Source organism: Pseudooceanicola marinus, assembly GCF_020177265.1.
GTDB classification, from domain to species: Bacteria; Pseudomonadota; Alphaproteobacteria; order Rhodobacterales; family Rhodobacteraceae; genus Pseudooceanicola; species Pseudooceanicola marinus_A.
This window is the reverse complement of record NZ_JAIVMC010000021.1, coordinates 1-15393: the sequence shown is the minus strand read 5'-3', so window position 1 is coordinate 15393 and position 15393 is coordinate 1. Positions and strand designations below refer to the sequence as shown.

Annotated in this window: 14 protein-coding genes and 1 pseudogene; 9 read left to right on the top strand and 6 right to left on the bottom strand. The window is 65.7% G+C overall.

What is annotated here, in order from left to right:
• From LC066_RS21310 to LC066_RS21290, 5 genes and pseudogenes are all read right to left on the bottom strand, one after another.
• Positions 1–146: pseudogene (locus LC066_RS21310) on the bottom strand (electron transfer flavoprotein subunit beta/FixA family protein); the annotation flags it as partial.
• Between the two features lie 11 nt (positions 147–157).
• Positions 158–502 (bottom strand): tRNA-binding protein, encoded by a 345-nt coding sequence (locus tag LC066_RS21305; RefSeq protein WP_224903508.1) that lies wholly within the window; start codon positions 500–502, stop codon positions 158–160.
• Positions 503–535: 33 nt separating this feature from the next.
• Entirely contained in the window at positions 536–1717 is a 1182-nt protein-coding gene (locus LC066_RS21300; RefSeq protein WP_224903506.1) for an MFS transporter, read from the bottom strand.
• A complete protein-coding gene (locus LC066_RS21295) occupies positions 1714–3225 on the bottom strand; it encodes an argininosuccinate lyase (RefSeq protein ID WP_222481577.1) in 1512 nt (503 codons plus the stop codon). The genes LC066_RS21300 and LC066_RS21295 overlap by 4 nt, the downstream gene beginning before the upstream one ends.
• Positions 3226–3229: 4 nt before the next feature.
• A complete protein-coding gene (locus tag LC066_RS21290; RefSeq protein ID WP_224903504.1) occupies positions 3230–4654 on the bottom strand; it encodes an aldehyde dehydrogenase family protein in 1425 nt (474 codons plus the stop codon).
• Positions 4655–4887: 233 nt separating this feature from the next.
• Between LC066_RS21290 and LC066_RS21285 the strand changes: the two genes are divergently transcribed.
• From LC066_RS21285 to LC066_RS21245, 9 genes are all read left to right on the top strand, one after another.
• Complete coding sequence (locus tag LC066_RS21285) at positions 4888–6501, top strand: ABC transporter substrate-binding protein (protein WP_224903503.1); 1614 nt, start codon at positions 4888–4890, stop codon at positions 6499–6501.
• A complete protein-coding gene (locus LC066_RS21280; RefSeq protein ID WP_224903501.1) occupies positions 6498–7442 on the top strand; it encodes an ABC transporter permease in 945 nt (314 codons plus the stop codon). Before LC066_RS21285 ends, LC066_RS21280 begins: the two co-directional genes overlap by 4 nt.
• Positions 7439–8296 carry an ABC transporter permease gene (locus tag LC066_RS21275; protein ID WP_224903499.1) on the top strand — a complete coding sequence of 286 codons (858 nt, stop codon included), beginning with the start codon at positions 7439–7441 and terminating at the stop codon, positions 8294–8296. Before LC066_RS21280 ends, LC066_RS21275 begins: the two co-directional genes overlap by 4 nt.
• Before the next feature lies 1 nt (position 8297).
• A complete protein-coding gene (locus tag LC066_RS21270; RefSeq protein WP_222481587.1) occupies positions 8298–9947 on the top strand; it encodes an ABC transporter ATP-binding protein in 1650 nt (549 codons plus the stop codon).
• Between the two features lie 57 nt (positions 9948–10004).
• Positions 10005–12062 (top strand): FAD-dependent oxidoreductase, encoded by a 2058-nt coding sequence (locus LC066_RS21265; RefSeq protein WP_224903498.1) that lies wholly within the window; start codon positions 10005–10007, stop codon positions 12060–12062.
• A 23-nt stretch (positions 12063–12085) separates the two neighbouring features.
• Entirely contained in the window at positions 12086–13426 is a 1341-nt protein-coding gene (locus LC066_RS21260; RefSeq protein WP_224903496.1) for an aminotransferase class III-fold pyridoxal phosphate-dependent enzyme, read from the top strand.
• Between the two features lie 11 nt (positions 13427–13437).
• Positions 13438–14166 carry a haloacid dehalogenase type II gene (locus LC066_RS21255; protein ID WP_224903495.1) on the top strand — a complete coding sequence of 243 codons (729 nt, stop codon included), beginning with the start codon at positions 13438–13440 and terminating at the stop codon, positions 14164–14166.
• A 33-nt stretch (positions 14167–14199) separates the two neighbouring features.
• Positions 14200–14676, top strand: a complete 477-nt coding sequence (locus LC066_RS21250; protein WP_224903492.1) for an Lrp/AsnC family transcriptional regulator — start codon at positions 14200–14202, stop codon at positions 14674–14676.
• A gap of 124 nt (positions 14677–14800) precedes the next feature.
• The gene (locus LC066_RS21245; RefSeq protein WP_222481595.1) at positions 14801–15070 is read left to right on the top strand and encodes a DksA/TraR family C4-type zinc finger protein; all 270 of its coding nucleotides are present in this window, start codon (positions 14801–14803) and stop codon (positions 15068–15070) included.
• Between the two features lie 206 nt (positions 15071–15276).
• On the opposite strand, the gene LC066_RS21240 is transcribed toward LC066_RS21245, so the two are convergent.
• The coding region (locus LC066_RS21240) for an aldehyde dehydrogenase family protein (RefSeq protein ID WP_224903511.1) at positions 15277–15393 on the bottom strand (117 nt) is incomplete at its 5' end.

Below are 15393 nucleotides of genomic sequence, written 5' to 3'. Positions count from 1 at the left end.
AGCCGGATCGCCTCTTCAACGGCGATCTCGTCGAACGGGTTCATCGACATCTTCACATTCGCAAGATCGACACCCGAACCGTCCGCTTTCACGCGAACCTTCACGTTGTAGTCGATCACCCTCTTTACGGGGACGAGAATTTTCATCGCTTCGCTCCTCAGTAGATCGCGCCGCCGATTTCGACGTCGCTTTCGGGGGACAGCACGACGGTTTCACCGGCGGCATTGGCCGCACCCATGATCAGGATCTCGGACTGGAAGCCCGCGATGTTGCGCGGCGCGAAGTTGACGATGCAGACCACCGTCTTGCCCATCAGCTCTTCCTCGGAATAGCGGGTGATCTGGGCCGAGGACCATTTCACGCCAAGCTCGCCGCCGAAATCGACCGCCACCTTGTAGGAGGGGTTGCGGGCGCGGGGGAAGGGTTTCACCTCGACCACCTTGCCGACCCGCAGGTCGAGGGCTTCGAAGTTGGAATAGTCGGCCGTGGGTTTCAGGGACATGGTGTTCCTTTCTCTCGGGTGTGTGGAGCGGTGTCAGCCGCGCGGGCGGCTGGCGAGCCCGGCGGCAAGGCTGGCGGCAAGCACCACCAGCAGCAGCAGGTAATAGGCGTTGAGGTGGTCGTGTTCGACCAGGGGCGCGATCAGGGCAGGGGCGGCGAACTGGCCGACGTTAATGCCCGTCGTGACGAAGCCGTAGGTGCGGCCCTGCAGGTGCGGGGGCGTGGCGCGGGCGACCAGCAGGTCGCGGGCGGGCAGGATGAACCCCATGGCGAAGCCGATCATCAGCATGCCGGCGGCATAGCCCGCCAGGGCGCCGATGCCCGACCAGGCCAGGGCCCAGCCTGCCATGCCCAGCCCGATCCCGGCGGAAAAGGCACGCGTCTCGCTCCAGCCGCGGCTGACCAGCGCGCCCCCCGCCACGATCCCGGCGGTGCCGACCAGCAGGTAGAGCGACAGGACCGCGTTCAGCTGGGTCAGGCCATAGCCGAAATGAGCCGCGCCGGCGAGGACGGAGAAGCTTTGGACTCCGCCGGAGACCAGCGAGAACAGCGTGAAGACCAGCAGTTGCAGCAGGATGGCGGAGGTGGCGACCTCCCGCAGGCCGGCCTTGGGTTTCGCGGCGGTCTCCTCGCCTTTCGGCGCATCGCCGGGCAGCTGGAACAGGGCCAGCAGCCCTGGCAGGCCGATCAGCACCGCCACCAGCAGCGCCGCGCGCCAGCCGAAGGCGAAGCCCACCGGGGCCAGCAGGGCCGGGGCCAGGGCGAAGCCGATGTTGCCGGAGAAGCTGTGCACCGAGAAGGCGAAGGCCCTGCGGCTCTTGTCGACGCAGGAGTTCAGCAGCCGGAAATCCGCCGGGTGATAGACGGCATTGGCCAGGCCGCAGAAACAGAAGGCTGCGGCGAAGCTCCAGAACCCGGGGGCCATGGCGGCGGCCAGCAGCGAGGCCAGCGACAGGGTCAGCCCGGCGCGCAGGCAGATCATGCCGCCGAAGCGGTCGACCGCCACGCCTGCCACGTATTGGGTGGCGGCTGTGATCAGGTTGAAGGCCGCCAGGATCGCGGCGATCAGCGGCAGGGAGACGCTGAAATCCTCGCGCAACAGCGGAAAGAGCGGGGGCAGGGCAAGCATGTAGAGATGGCTCAGCCCGTGGACATAGCCCACGGACCAGACCACCCTGGCCCCGCCGCCCCGGGGGGCGGTCTCGGTCAGGCTCACCGGAAGCGCCTCCCGGCAAGGGCGGTATCGACCGTGCTCAGCAGCTCGGCCTGGGCGGAGGCGATCTTGTCGCGGAAGTCGGCGATGTCGCGGGCCTCCGTATCCATCGCGAAACGGGCACGGGCCAGGGCCTGTTCCATCGCCTCGGGGCCGGGGCCGCCGAAGGTGTCGCGGCGGCTGACGAAGGCGCGGGCATCCATGCAGCGCGACAGCGTGGCATCGTCCAACGTGACCTGCAGCGCGCCGTTGCGGCTGGCATAGGCGTTGAAGTCGTCCGAGGTCACCTCGAAGGGGGGCAGGTCGCGAGCGATGCAGTCGCGCACGAAGCCGGCCACCAGCCCGTGGGCGGTGCGCCAGTCGATGCGGTTCTTGCGCACCAGCGCGCCGGCCAGATCGGTGACGGAGGCCCAGTAGGCATTGGCATGGGCCTCGGCCCGGTCGCTTTCCACCTTCAGGTCGGCCAGCAGCTCGGGCAGGATGTCGAGGCGCTGTTGCAGCGCCGAGGCGATGCCGCGCAGCATCCGGTCGGAGTTGCGGCGTTCGATGATCGGGAAGCCGGTCGGGCCGCGTTCGGTGCCCATGACCATGGTCAGGGTGGCCTGGGCCTGGGGCGAGAGGTTGCGCAGGTCCTGCAACCCGTCGGGGTTGCGCTTCTGCGGCATCATCGACGAGGTGCCGATGAACCAGTCGGGCAGGGTGACCAGGCCATGTTCGGTGGTGTTCCACATGAACAGGTCCTCGGCCATGCGCGACAGCGAATAGCACAGCAGGTTCAGCAGCGAGGCGAACTCGATTTCCAGGTCATGCGACAGGGCGGCATCCAGGGTGTTGGGCACCACGCCGTCGAAGGCCAGCATCTCCGCCACGCGGCGGCGGTCGATCGGGAACTCGGTCCCGGCCATGATACCCGCCCCGGCGGGGGAGTGGTTGCACCGCGATATCAGCGCCGCCAGACGGGCGCCATCGCGGGCCAGGGCATCGTGGTACATCATCGCCCAGAGCGCGAAGGTGATCGGCTGGGCGTGCTGGCCATGGGTGTTGCCCGGCATCACGGCATCAACGTGACGCGCGGCGAAATCCACCAGGGCGCCGCGCAGGGTCAGCAGCTGCTCGCGCAGGTCCATCAGGGTGTGGCGCGCGTACATCCGGAACGAGATCGCCGACAGGTCGCCCGAGGACCGCGCCAGCCCGATGGCGCCACCGACGGCCGAACCGTAGTGCTGGGTCAGCCAGGCCTCGCCCGCATGGTTGCCGCCCCCGGCGGCCCGACGGCATTCCTTCATGCCCTTGGCCTGCATCTCCCGCAGGCCCGCCAGCACGTCCAGCGCGATCTCCGCCGGCAGGATGCCCCGTTCGCCCAGCATCAGAACATGGGCCAGGTCATAGGAATGGATGAACTCCGCCGTGTCCTCGACGAAGGCCTCCTTGTAGGCCTCCATGTAAGCGGGCGGGTCGGTGCGGCCGGGGGCGGCGCGCTCTTCGCTGGCGGAGATCACGCTGCTCCGCATCTGTTCATTCCGTTCCATGACCGATCAACGCGCTGTATTCCAGGAATTCTTCCAGGCCGTATTTGCCCTGTTCGCGGCCGTTCCCGGATTGCTTGAACCCGCCGAAGGGGGCGGTGCGATCCAGCACGGGGTAGTTCAACAGCACGCGGCCCGCGCGCAACTGGCGGCCCACGCGTCTGACGCGGGCAATATCACCGCCCTGCACGTAGGCTGCAAGGCCGTAGACCGTATCGTTGGCGATCCGCACCGCATCGGCCTCGTCCTCGTAGGGGATCAGCACGATAACCGGGCCAAAGATCTCTTCACGGGCGATGGTCATGTCGGGGGCGACATCGGCAAAGACGGTCGGGCGCACGTAGGCGCCGTAGTCCAGCCCCTCGGGCAGGCCCAGGCCGCCGGCGACCAGGCGAGCGCCTTCGTTGATGCCGGTGTCGATGTAGCCCTGGATCCGATCCCATTGCTGCTGGCTGGCGACAGGGCCCAGGTTGACGTCTTCGTCGCGGGGCGGGCCCACGCGCAGGCTGTTGGCCACGCCGGCGGCGATCTGGGCCGCGCGGGCCATCTGGTCCTTCTGCACCAGCATCCGGGTCGGCGCCGAACAGGCCTGGCCCGAGTTCATGAAGCAGGCGCGCACGCCCTTCTCGACGGCGGTGTCCAGGTCGGCATCGTCGAGCAGGATGTTGGCCGACTTGCCGCCCAGCTCCAGGCCCACGCGCTTCACGGTCGTGGCCGCGGTCTGGGTCACGGCGATACCGGCCCGGGTCGAGCCGGTGAAGCTGATCATGTCGATGTCGGGATGACGGGACATCGCGTCGCCCACCCCCGGCCCGTCACCATGGACGAGGTTGAACATGCCCGCGGGCACGCCGGCCTCATGCATGATCTCGGCGATGATGGTCGCGTTGCCCGGGGCGATCTCCGACGGTTTCAGGATCGTCGCGCAGCCTGCACCCAGGGCTGGGGCCACCTTGATGACGATCTGGTTGATCGGCACGTTCCACGGCGTGATCAGCCCGGCGACGCCGATCGGCACCCGCGTGACCAGCGTGTCGCCCTGCATCCATTCGAAGGGAAACTTCTCCATTTCCTCGCAGAGGATGCGGATATGGGCGGCGCCGGCGGCGGCATGGCCCTTGCGGGCATACCACAGCGGCACGCCGATCTCGTCGGTGATGACCTGCGCCAGGTCTTCCTCGCGGGTTTCCATCACGTCCGCGATCCGATGCAGCAGCGCGATCCGCTCCGACAGGGGGGCAAGACCGCGGTCGAAGGCGGCGCGGGCGGCTGCCACCGCACGATCCACGTCAGCCGCAGATCCCAGGGCGACCTGGCCGGTGACGCTGCCATCAGCCGGATTCATCACGTCGACCACCTGGGCCGAGATCGGCTCAACCCATTGGCCATCAATATAGAATCTCGTCTGATCCATGCGTCTTCCTTCCGTGTCGGGCCCGATGCGGGCATGAGGATGAGCCTATTCCTAGACCCGGATGAGCAGGCGGATTCATCGAATTCAGGGGGGAGAAAAATGGAATCCACCGTCACCCGGAGGCTTTTCGTGAATTTCTGCGGCGGGCCCAGGCCCATGCTGTCGGCATCAGTCAGGGCGCTGAAAAGAGATCAACAGACCAACCAACAAGCCCGCCAACACGGAGACCCAGAATGACCGATTTCGAGACTCCCCGCCTGTCCGCGCGTGACATGGCCCGTATGCAGCAGACCATGAAACGGGGCGCCTCGCGTCGTGATGTCATGAAGATGCTCGTCGCCTCCGGCATGACCATCGCCGCCGCGGGCTACACGGCCACCCGCGCCACCACCGCCCTGGCCTCGACCCCCGTCCGCGGTGGCGACCTGCGTGTGGCCGGCTCCTCCGCCTCGACGGCAGAGGGTCTCGACCCGTCCAAGTTCCGCAATGGCACCGACTATTCGCGCGGCTTCATGATCTACAACGGTCTGACCTTCCTCGACGGCGACCTGACGCCCCAGCCCGAGCTGGCGACTGACTGGTCTTCCTCCAACGGGACGGACTGGACGTTCAACCTGCGCTCCGGCGTCACCTTCCATGACGGCCGTCCCTTCACCTCCGAAGATGTCGTCTTCTCGATCCTGCGCCACAAGGACCCCGAAACCGCCTCGCGCGCCCGGTCCTATGTCGCGTCGATCCAGGATGTCGTGGCCGATGGCGAGCACACGGTGAAGATCACCCTGTCCGAACCGAACTACGACCTGCCCGTGATCCTGGGCACCTTCAACCTGCTGATCACCCCGGCGGGCACCACCGATTTCAACGCGGGCATCGGCACCGGCCCCTACAAGCTGGAAGCCTTCGAACCCGGCGTGCGCTCGGTCGTGGCCCGTAACGAGGAGTATTGGAAGGACGGGAAGCAGCACGTCGATACCGTCGAGTACTTCGGCCTGACCGACGAAAGCTCGCGCCTGAACGCCCTGCGCGCCGGTGAATTCCACCTGACCACCGGCATCAACCCGCGTTCCACCCCGCTGATCCAGCGTGAAGAGAACATTGAACTGTTCGTCACCCAGTCCGGCACCTTCTCGGACGTGGCGATGCAGAAGACCGACAGCACCGTCGGCTCCGATGATTTCGCCCTGGGCATCAAGCACCTGCTGCAGCGCGAGACGATCCAGGGCTCGATCTACCGCGACTTCGCCTCGATCGCGAACGACCAGCCGATCGCCCCGACGATGAAGTATCACGACCCGTCGATCGAACAGCGCGAATACGATCCCGAGAAGGCGAAGTTCCACCTGGAACGGGCCGGCGTGATGGGTCAGACCGTGCCGCTGGTCGCCTCCGCCGGGATCGCCAACACCCTGGATATCGCGCTGATCCTTCAGCAGGCGGGCCAGGAGATCGGCTTCGACATCGACGTGCAGCGCGTTCCGGTCGATGGCTACTGGTCCAACGTCTGGATGAAGGTGCCCTTCGGCTTCGGCACGATCACCCAGCGTCCGGCCGCCGACATGATCTTCTCGCTCTGCTACGCCTCCGACGGCGCCTACAACTCGTCGAAGTGGGAGAACGCCCAGTTCGACCAGATGCTGCTGCAGGCCCGCGTCGAAACCGACGAGGACAAGCGCGCGGCGCTCTACTCCGACATGCAGCAGCTGGTTCGCGATGAAGCCGGCACCGGTATCCCGGTCTTCTTCTCGAACATCGACGCCCATGCCACCTCGCTGAAGGGCCTGCAGCCCATCCCGACGGGCAACATGATGGGCTACGCCTTCGCAGAAAACGTCTGGATCGAGGAATGATCTCACTCATACTGAAACGACTTGTCCTGGGGGTCCTGACCCTCTGGCTCGTGGCGACGCTGGTCTTCTGGGTCAGCGGCGCCCTTCCCGGGGATGCGGCGCAGTCGATCCTCGGGCAGGACGCGACGCCCGAAACTCTGGCTGCCCTGCGCAGCCAGATGGGCCTCGATCAGCCGGAAATCGTCCGCTACTGGAACTGGCTGAAAGGGATCCTTCAGGGGGATTTCGGTGTCTCGCTGGCCAATGGCACGCCGGTGAACGACGTCATCGCCTCGCGCCTGCCGAACTCTCTGCTGCTGGCGGGGCTGTCGACCCTGGTCGCGATCCCCGTGTCCCTGATCCTGGGCATCGCCTCGGCGATGAAGCCGAACTCGGTCTTCGACCGGCTGACGACCTTCCTGTCGATCCTGGCCCTGTCCACGCCCAGCTTCCTGATCGCCACGATCATCGTGCTGGTCTTCTCGGTCTGGTCCGGGCTGTTCCCGGCGCTGTCCAACATCAGCCGCGTGGAGACCATCGGCGGGCTGTTCCGCGTGATGACCCTGCCGGTGCTGGCCCTGTCGCTGTCGGTGATCGGCCAGATGGCCCGGATGACCCGCGCCATCCTGATCACCCAGTTGCAGGAACCCTACGTGGAAACCGCTATGCTGAAGGGCGCGTCGCGCCTGCGGGCCACGGTGCTGCATGCCCTGCCCAACGTGGCCGGCCCCATCGTCAACGCCTCGGCCCTGTCGCTGAACGCGCTGATCTCGGGCGTGGTCTTCGTCGAGGTGATCTTCGCCTATCCGGGCCTGACCAAGCTGATGGTCGACAGCGTGTCGTCGCGTGACCTGCCGCTGATGCAGGCCTGCGCCGTGATCTTCTGCGCCGGCTTCCTGGTGCTTGTCCTGATCGCTGACCTGATCGCCATTCTCGCCAATCCGAAGCTGAGGACCGAATGACCATGGAAACCACCTCTGCCTCCGTGACCGAACGACGCCGCCTGCGCCTGCCCAACTGGCCGCTGCTGTCGATGATCGGGGCGGTGATCTTCCTCTTCTGGGTTTTCATCGCCGTCTTCGGCGATCTGCTGACCCCTTATGAGCCGGGCGAGTTCGTCGACAGCTGGAACGTGCTGGGCCCGATGACCGCCGACTACTGGCTGGGCACCGATTACTTGGGGCGCGACGTGCTGTCCCGGATCATGACCGGGGCCAAGTACACCGTGGGCCTGCCCTTCGTCACCGCCGCCCTGGCGCTGCTGTTCGGCCTGATCCTGGGTGTCATGGCCACGCTGCTGTCGAAGACGGTCGATACCGCCATGTCCTGGCTGATGGACACGGTGAACTCGCTGCCTTCCACCATCTTCGCGCTGGTGGCCGTGGCGGGCTTCGGCACCTCTATCCCAGTGCTGATCATCGTGATCACCATCCTCTACATCCCCTCGGCCTACCGCAACGTGCGCTCCGCCGCGATCAACGTCTCGAAGATGGAGTTTATCGACGCCGCCCGCGTGCGCGGCGAGGGCAACATGCACATCATCTTCCGCGAGATCCTGCCGAACATCATTCCCAACCTGCTGACGCATTTCGGGATCATGTTCATCTACATCGCGCTGCTGCTGTCGGGCCTGTCCTTCCTCGGCCTGGGCATCCAGCCCCCCGAGGCGGACTGGGGCGCGCTGGTCAGCGAGAACATGGTGGGCCTCAGCTACGGCGCCCCCGCGATCTTCGCCCCGGCGCTGTGCCTGCTGTCGCTGACCGTCTCGATGACGCTGATGGTCGATGCCGTCTCGCACCAGAAGAAGGACCGCTAAGATGACCGAAGAACACTTCATCGAGGTCGAGAACCTGGTGATCGAGGCCGGCGGCCGCAAGATCGTCAACGATGTCTCCTTCAAGGCGAAGAAGGGCGAGGTCGTCGCCCTGATCGGCGAAAGCGGCTCGGGCAAGTCGACCATCGCGCTGTCGCTGATGAACTACGCCCGCGAGGGCTGTGCCATCACCGGCGGGTCGATCAAGGTCGGCGGCCGTGACGTGCGCGGCCTGAAGGGCGCGGCGCTGAAGGATTTCCGCGGCAAGACCGTGTCCTACGTGGCGCAGTCGGCGGCGGCGGCCTTCAACCCCGTGAAGCGGATCAAGAACCAGATCGTCGAGGCCGCGACCCTGCACAAGTCGATGTCCCGCGCCGAGGCCTTCGCCCGCCAGAAGGAGCTGATGCACACCATGGCGCTGCCCGATGCGGACAACATCGGCGATCGCTACGTGCACCAGGTCTCGGGCGGACAGTTGCAGCGCATGATGGCGGCCATGGCGATGATCAACACCCCCGAGGTGATGATCTTCGACGAACCGACCACCGCGCTGGACGTGACCACCCAGGTCGAGGTGCTGAAGGGCTTCAAGGACATGATCCGCGAACGCGGCGTGACGGCAGTCTACGTCAGCCACGACCTTGGCGTTGTGGCCCAGGTGGCCGACCGCATCCTGGTGCTGCGCGACGGTGAGGTGATGGAGAACGCCCCGGCGAAAGACCTTCTGGAACGTCCGCAGTCGTCCTTCACCCAGGAGCTTCTGTCGGCCTCGGAAACCCGCCTGCTGGAGCTGCAGCCCGAACCCGAACACGACGTGGTGCTGGAAGCCTCGGGCGTGCTGGCGGGCTACGGCGCGATCCGCAACGGCATGCCGCAGTACCCGGTGCTGGAAGACATCAACTTCCGCATCAAGAAGGGCCAGACCCTGGGCCTGATCGGCGAGAGCGGTTCGGGCAAGTCGACCCTGGGCCGGGTGCTGGCCGGGCTGCTGCCTGCGGCGAAGGGTCAGGCCAAGCTGAACGGGCGGGACCTTGACCTGGCCAATGCCCAGCATCGGCGCAAGCAGGACCGCCAGGATCTGCAGATCGTCTTCCAGATGGCCGACACGGCGCTGAACCCGCGCCAGTCCAACGCGGAAATCCTCGGCCGGCCCCTGAAGTTCTACCACGGCATGACCGGCGAGGCGCGGCGCAAGCGTGTGCTGGAACTGCTGGACATGGTGCGCCTGCCGGCTTCGCTGGCCGACCGCTCCCCGCGGGAACTGTCGGGCGGGCAGAAGCAGCGGGTCAACCTGGCACGCGCCCTGGCAGCGAACCCCAGCCTGGTGATCTGTGACGAGGTGACCTCGGCGCTGGATACCGTGGTGGCGAACGCGGTCGTGGAACTGCTCGTCGAACTGCAGCGCGAGCTGGGCCTGAGCTACCTCTTCATCTCGCACGATCTGGGCAAGGTCGAGGCGATGTGCAACGAGGTGATGGTTCTCTACAAGGGCCGCGAGGTCGAACGCGCTCCCCGCGATCGCCTAACCGCCGCGCCGGAACACGCCTATACCCAACAACTCGTCGCTGCCGTGCCGCAACTGCGCCAGGGCTGGCTGGAGGAGGTCACCGCCGCCTCTGCCGCCGGGCCGCAGACCTACCGCGCCGGACAGTGACGTCAGGGGCGGGCCGCCCCGGGCCCGTCCTCCCCGCATATCCTTCAGGAGAGCAAGATGAACACTCAAGTCAAACCGGCCCAGACACGTACCCGGGATCCGCTGCTGACCGAGTTCAAGCTGAAACACCTCACGATGCGCAACCGCATCATCTCGACCAGCCACGCAGCCACGGCCGGCGGGGGCGGCTACCCGCGTGAGCAGTACCAGGCCTACCATGAGGAAAAGGCCAAGGGCGGCCTGGCGATGACGATGATTGGCGGCTCGTCGCAGGTCAGCCCCGACAGCAACTGGGGCGGCAACCAGATGGACGTCAGCCACGATGATGCCATCCCCTACCTGCAACAGATGTCGGACCGCGTGCACAAGCATGGCGCCAACATCATGTGCCAGATTTCGCACCTGGGCCGCCGCGCCGATGCTACCGTCGGCCACTGGCTGCCCGCGCAAGGCCCGTCGCGGATGCGCGAAATGCGCCACCGTGCCATCGCGCACGAGATGGACGAACATGACATCCACCGCATCATCCGCGACTATACCCAGGCGGCGCGCCGCCTGAAGGAAGGTGGCTTCGACGGGCTGGAAACCCTGGCGGGCGGTCACCTGATCGGGCAGTTCTTCTCGCCGCTGACCAACCACCGCACCGACAAGTGGGGCGGATCCGTCCAGAACCGCGTGCGTTTCGCGCTGGAACTGCACGACAGCATCCGCGCCGAGGTGGGCGACGATTTTGTCGTCGGCATGCGCTACGTGGTGGACGAGGGCGACAACATCGGCCTGTCGTTTGATGAATGCGTCGAGATCGCCACGATCCTGCAGGCCGAGACCTCGATCGACTTCTTCAACTGCATCTTCGGCAAGATGGACACCGGCAAGGCGCTGGTGGAACACAACATCCCGAACATGGCGCAGCCCTCGGCGCCCTTCCTGAAGATCGTGGGCGAGTTCAAGAAGCACGTGAAGCTGCCGGTATTCCACGCCGCCCGCATCGCCGATCTGGAAACGGCGCGCTACGCGATTTCCGAAGGGCTGCTGGACCTGGTGGGCATGACCCGCGCCCATATCGCCGACCCCTACATCGTGCAGAAGCTGGAGCAGGGCGAGGCGGACCGGATCCGTCCCTGCATCGGCACCTCGCATTGCCTCTATCGTCTGGGCAACTGCATCCACAACGCGTCGTCCAACCGGGAATTCAAGCTGCCGCACATCGTGCCGCCGGCCCCGGTGAAGAAGAAGGCCGTCGTTGTCGGTGGCGGCCCGGCCGGGCTGGAATCCGCCCGCGTGCTGGCCGAGCGGGGCCACGAGGTCGTGCTGTTCGAGGCGGGCCCCAAGGTCGGCGGGCAGATCCTGCTGGCGCAGCTGGCCGGTTGGCGCCGGGACCTGATCGCCATCGTCGACTGGCGCGAGGCCGAGCTGGAGCATCTGGGCGTCACCGTACGCACCAACGTCTTCGCCGGCGACGAGGAGATCGCGGCGGAAAACCCCGACGTGGTTATCATGGCCACCGGGGGGCTGCCCGACACGACCGTGCCCGAGGGCGGCGAGGACCTGGTGAAATCCACCTGGGACGCGCTGAACGAACCGCAGACCGTGGGCAAGCGCGTGCTGGTCGTCGATGGCACCGGCCGTCACCAGGGCCCCTCCACCGCGCTGACCCTGGCCGAGCTGGGCCATGAGGTGACGCTGACCACCATGGACGAATTCATGGCGCAGGAGATGGAATACCAATCCCGCGTGACCTACCGCAAGAAACTGGCCGCCCTGCACGCCAAGGTCGAGATCGACCTGGAGATCATGAAGGTCGAACGCGAGGGCAACGGGCTGAAGGCCACCATGATGCACATGCTGACCGGCGAGCGGTTCACCTACGACGTGGACGACGTGATCGTCGATCACGGCTCGCTCCCCTTCGATGAGCTCTACCAGGACATGCGCGGCCAGTCGGTCAACAACGGCGAAACCCACCTGGATCAGCTGCTGGCGCTGGAACCCCAGCCGCAGCAGCCCGAAGAGCCGGGCAAGGGCTACGTCATGTACAACATCGGCGACGCCGTGGCCTCGCGCTCCATCCATGCCGCGATCTACGACGCCTTCCGGCTCTGTCTCGTCATCTGATCTCGTGAACTGAGGAAGAACAAATGCTCACGAATTCCCTTGGTCGCACGGACCGTCTGAACTGGGTGCATCCCGTCTCGCAATGGGCCGGGAAATCCGAAGAGGGCCCGCTGATCTTCGACCATGCCGAAGGCCTCTGGCTGACGGACAACCATGGTCAGCAGTACCTCGACGGTTTTGCCGGCCTGTGGTGCGTCAACGCGGGCTACGGCCAGAAATCCGTCGTCGCTGCCGCCATGGTGCAGATGGAAAAGCTGCCCTATGCCACCGGCTACTTCGACTTCGCCTCCGAGGCCGCGATCCGCATGGCCGAAAAGGTGGCCGAGCTGACGCCGGGCAACCTGAACCACGTCTACTTCTCTCTGGGCGGCTCGGACGCGGTCGACAGCGCGCTGCGCTTCATCGACTACTACTGGACCGCCAAGGGTCAGCCCGAGCGCAAACACATCCTGTCGCTGGAAAAGGGCTATCACGGCTCCTCCTCGACCGGGGCAGGGGTGACGGGCCTGGCGCCCTTCCACGCCGGTTTCTCGGTGCCGACGGCAACTCAGCACCACATCCCGGCGCCCGGGCCCTACCGGTCCGAAGACCCCTCCGACGCGGCCGTGATCGCGGCCTCGGTGAAGGCGCTGAAGGACCGCGTGCATGCGCTTGGCGCCGACAAGGTCGCCGCCTTCTTCGCGGAACCAGTGCAGGGCTCCGGCGGGGTCATCGTGCAGCCGCACGGCTGGCTGAAGGCCATGCGCGAGGCCTGTGACGAGCTGGGTATCCTCTTCGTCGTGGACGAGGTCATCACCGGCTTCGGCCGCACCGGCAAGATGTTCGCCCAGGAGCACGAGGACGTTCAGGCCGACATCATGACCATGGCCAAGGGTATGACCTCGGGCTATTCGCCCATGGGCGCCTGCGTCCTGTCGGACAAGGTCTTCGACGGGATCGCCGAGGGAGGCGGCTCTATCGGGCATGGCTATACCTACTCCGGCCACCCGGTCTCCGCAGCCGTCGGCCTGGAGGTGATCCGCCTCTACCAGGAGGGCGGGATCCTCGCCAACGCCGAGAAACAGTCGCCCTATTTCATGCAGGCGCTGAAGCGGTTGGAAGACCACCCGCTGGTCGGCGACGTGCGCGGCCTGGGCCTGCTGGCCGCGGTGGAGATCGTCGCGGACAAGGAGGCCAAGACCCCCTTTGCCGCCGACAGCGGCATTTCTCCGAAACTCTTCAAGGAGATGCTCGGAAACGGCCTGATCGCCCGCTGCTTCAACGATGGGACCATCGGCCTTGCACCCGCCCTGACGATCAATAGCAATGAGATCGACATGATCGTCGACCGTATCGAAACCAGCCTGAACGCCCTGACTTTCTGAAGGACAATTCCATGAACCTCTCCGATTACAAGATCCTCACCTTCGACGTCTACGGAACGCTGATCGACTGGGAAAGCGGCATGGTCGAGGGGCTGAAGCCCCTGACCGCGCAGCTCAAGGAACCGAAGTCGCGCGACCAGATCCTGGAGGCCCACGCCTACCACGAGAGCACCCAGCAACGCTGGACCCCGGCGATGCCCTACCGCCGCCTGCTGGCCACCGTCTACCGCCGCCTGGCGGAAGAATGGAACATTCCCGTCACCTGGGAAGAATGCCAGGTCTACGGCGACAGCGTGAAGAACTGGCCCGCCTTCGAGGATTCCGCCGGCGCCCTGCAGTACCTGCAGAAGTACTACAAACTGTGCGTGCTCTCGAATGTTGATGCCCAGTCGTTCAAATATTCGAACGACAAGCTGGGAGTCACTTTCGACCACGTGTATACCGCCGAAGATGTGGGCTCGTACAAGCCGTCGGATCGCAACTTCGAGTACATGATCGAACACCTGGCGCGTTGCGGTATCGAGAAGAAGGACATCCTGCACACCGCCGAGTCGATGTTCCACGATCACAAGCCCGGCAACCGCCACGGCCTGACCTCGGCCTGGATCTACCGCCGGCACGACAAGGAAGGCTTCGGCGCGACCATGAACCCGGGCGAGATGCCCTCCTACGATTTCCGCTTCAACTCCATGGCGGACCTGGTCACCGCGCACCAGAAAGCCCTGCGTCAGGCCTCCTGACATCTGTAAAGACCTAGTACCGAGTAGCCCCACGTGACACTGAAACTGGACAGGATAGACATCAACATCCTCGGGGAGTTGATGAAGAATGGTCGGATTTCGAACGTTCGCCTATCTGAGCACGTGGGGCTCTCCGCCTCGCCCTGCCTGCAGCGCATCAAGCGGATGGAGGCGGCGGGCATCATCACCGGCTACGGCGCCTTCCTGGACCTCAGCAAGGTCTCGCAGACGGTGACGGTCTTCACCGAGTTCACCCTGAGCGATCACCGCCGGGAGCTGTTCTCGCGCTTCGAGCAGGAGATGGGCCGGATCCCCCAGGTGACCGAATGTCACGTCGTTTCAGGGGGCTACGACTACCTGGTGCGGTTCACCGCCCGCGGCGTGGCGGAGTATCAGGAGATCGTCGAGACGCTTCTGGAACGCAACTTGGGCATTTCGCAGTATTTCAGTTACATCGTCATCAAGTCCCCGATCCAAAGGCATGCCCTGCCGCTGGATGACCTGGTGTGATGGCCCGGGCTGACCCTGGGGTCGGCCCGTTGCACGCGCGGGGCATGGGCGCAGCCCGCTCCGCCCCCCTTTTCAGCGTCTCAAGGCATGCTATCTTCAGGGTCTCACCCGAAGGAGATCCGTCATGGCTGGTGGCTGGGCGCGGGATGGCGCCGTCAGTGAACAGATCGAAGCGTCGATCAGCGACGAGTTGAAACGCATGCAGGCCCGGAAGGGCCCGCAGGGCGAAAGCCGAACCCATTGCGCCGAATGCGAAGAGCCGATCCCTGAGGCGCGCCGTCAGGCTCTGCCGGGGGTGAAGCTGTGCATCGACTGTCAGGTCGAACGCGACGGGCAGCCGGCGCAGCGGGCTGGCATCAACCGGCGCGGATCCAAGGACAGTCAGCTGAAATAGGGCGCAAGCGTATCTCGGACCCCTGGCTCATAATCCGGTCCGCCCCGCGCGGTCGGCGGGCCTCCTCCCACGCGCCCACGCGCCCGCCATGCCTTCCGCGACATCGAGATCATCCGACAGACAAGAAAAGGCCCGCACCGAAGTGCGGGCCAGTTTTCGGTCGGGCGGGCGCCCGGACCGGGGAGATGTCATGGAACTCGGGCGCCTTACAGTCCGCCGAAGTGGAAGGCTTTGGTTTCGAGGTATTCCTCGATGCCTTCCTGTGCGCCTTCGCGGCCGAGGCCGGAGGCCTTGACGCCGCCGAAGGGGGCCTCGGCGTGGGA

Bases quoted from the DNA above. Each gene is read 5' to 3' on its own strand.
- LC066_RS21270 (WP_222481587.1), top strand. From the start codon at position 8,298: ATGACCGAAGAACACTTCATCGAGGTCGAGAACCTGGTGATCGAGGCC.
- LC066_RS21255 (WP_224903495.1), top strand. From the start codon at position 13,438: ATGAACCTCTCCGATTACAAGATCCTCACCTTCGACGTCTACGGAACG.
- LC066_RS21275 (WP_224903499.1), top strand. From the start codon at position 7,439: ATGACCATGGAAACCACCTCTGCCTCCGTGACCGAACGACGCCGCCTG.
- LC066_RS21290 (WP_224903504.1), bottom strand. From the start codon at position 4,654: ATGGATCAGACGAGATTCTATATTGATGGCCAATGGGTTGAGCCGATC.
- LC066_RS21265 (WP_224903498.1), top strand. From the start codon at position 10,005: ATGAACACTCAAGTCAAACCGGCCCAGACACGTACCCGGGATCCGCTG.
- LC066_RS21295 (WP_222481577.1), bottom strand. From the start codon at position 3,225: ATGCGGAGCAGCGTGATCTCCGCCAGCGAAGAGCGCGCCGCCCCCGGC.
- LC066_RS21305 (WP_224903508.1), bottom strand. From the start codon at position 502: ATGTCCCTGAAACCCACGGCCGACTATTCCAACTTCGAAGCCCTCGAC.
- LC066_RS21260 (WP_224903496.1), top strand. From the start codon at position 12,086: ATGCTCACGAATTCCCTTGGTCGCACGGACCGTCTGAACTGGGTGCAT.
- LC066_RS21245 (WP_222481595.1), top strand. From the start codon at position 14,801: ATGGCTGGTGGCTGGGCGCGGGATGGCGCCGTCAGTGAACAGATCGAA.
- LC066_RS21280 (WP_224903501.1), top strand. From the start codon at position 6,498: ATGATCTCACTCATACTGAAACGACTTGTCCTGGGGGTCCTGACCCTC.
- LC066_RS21285 (WP_224903503.1), top strand. From the start codon at position 4,888: ATGACCGATTTCGAGACTCCCCGCCTGTCCGCGCGTGACATGGCCCGT.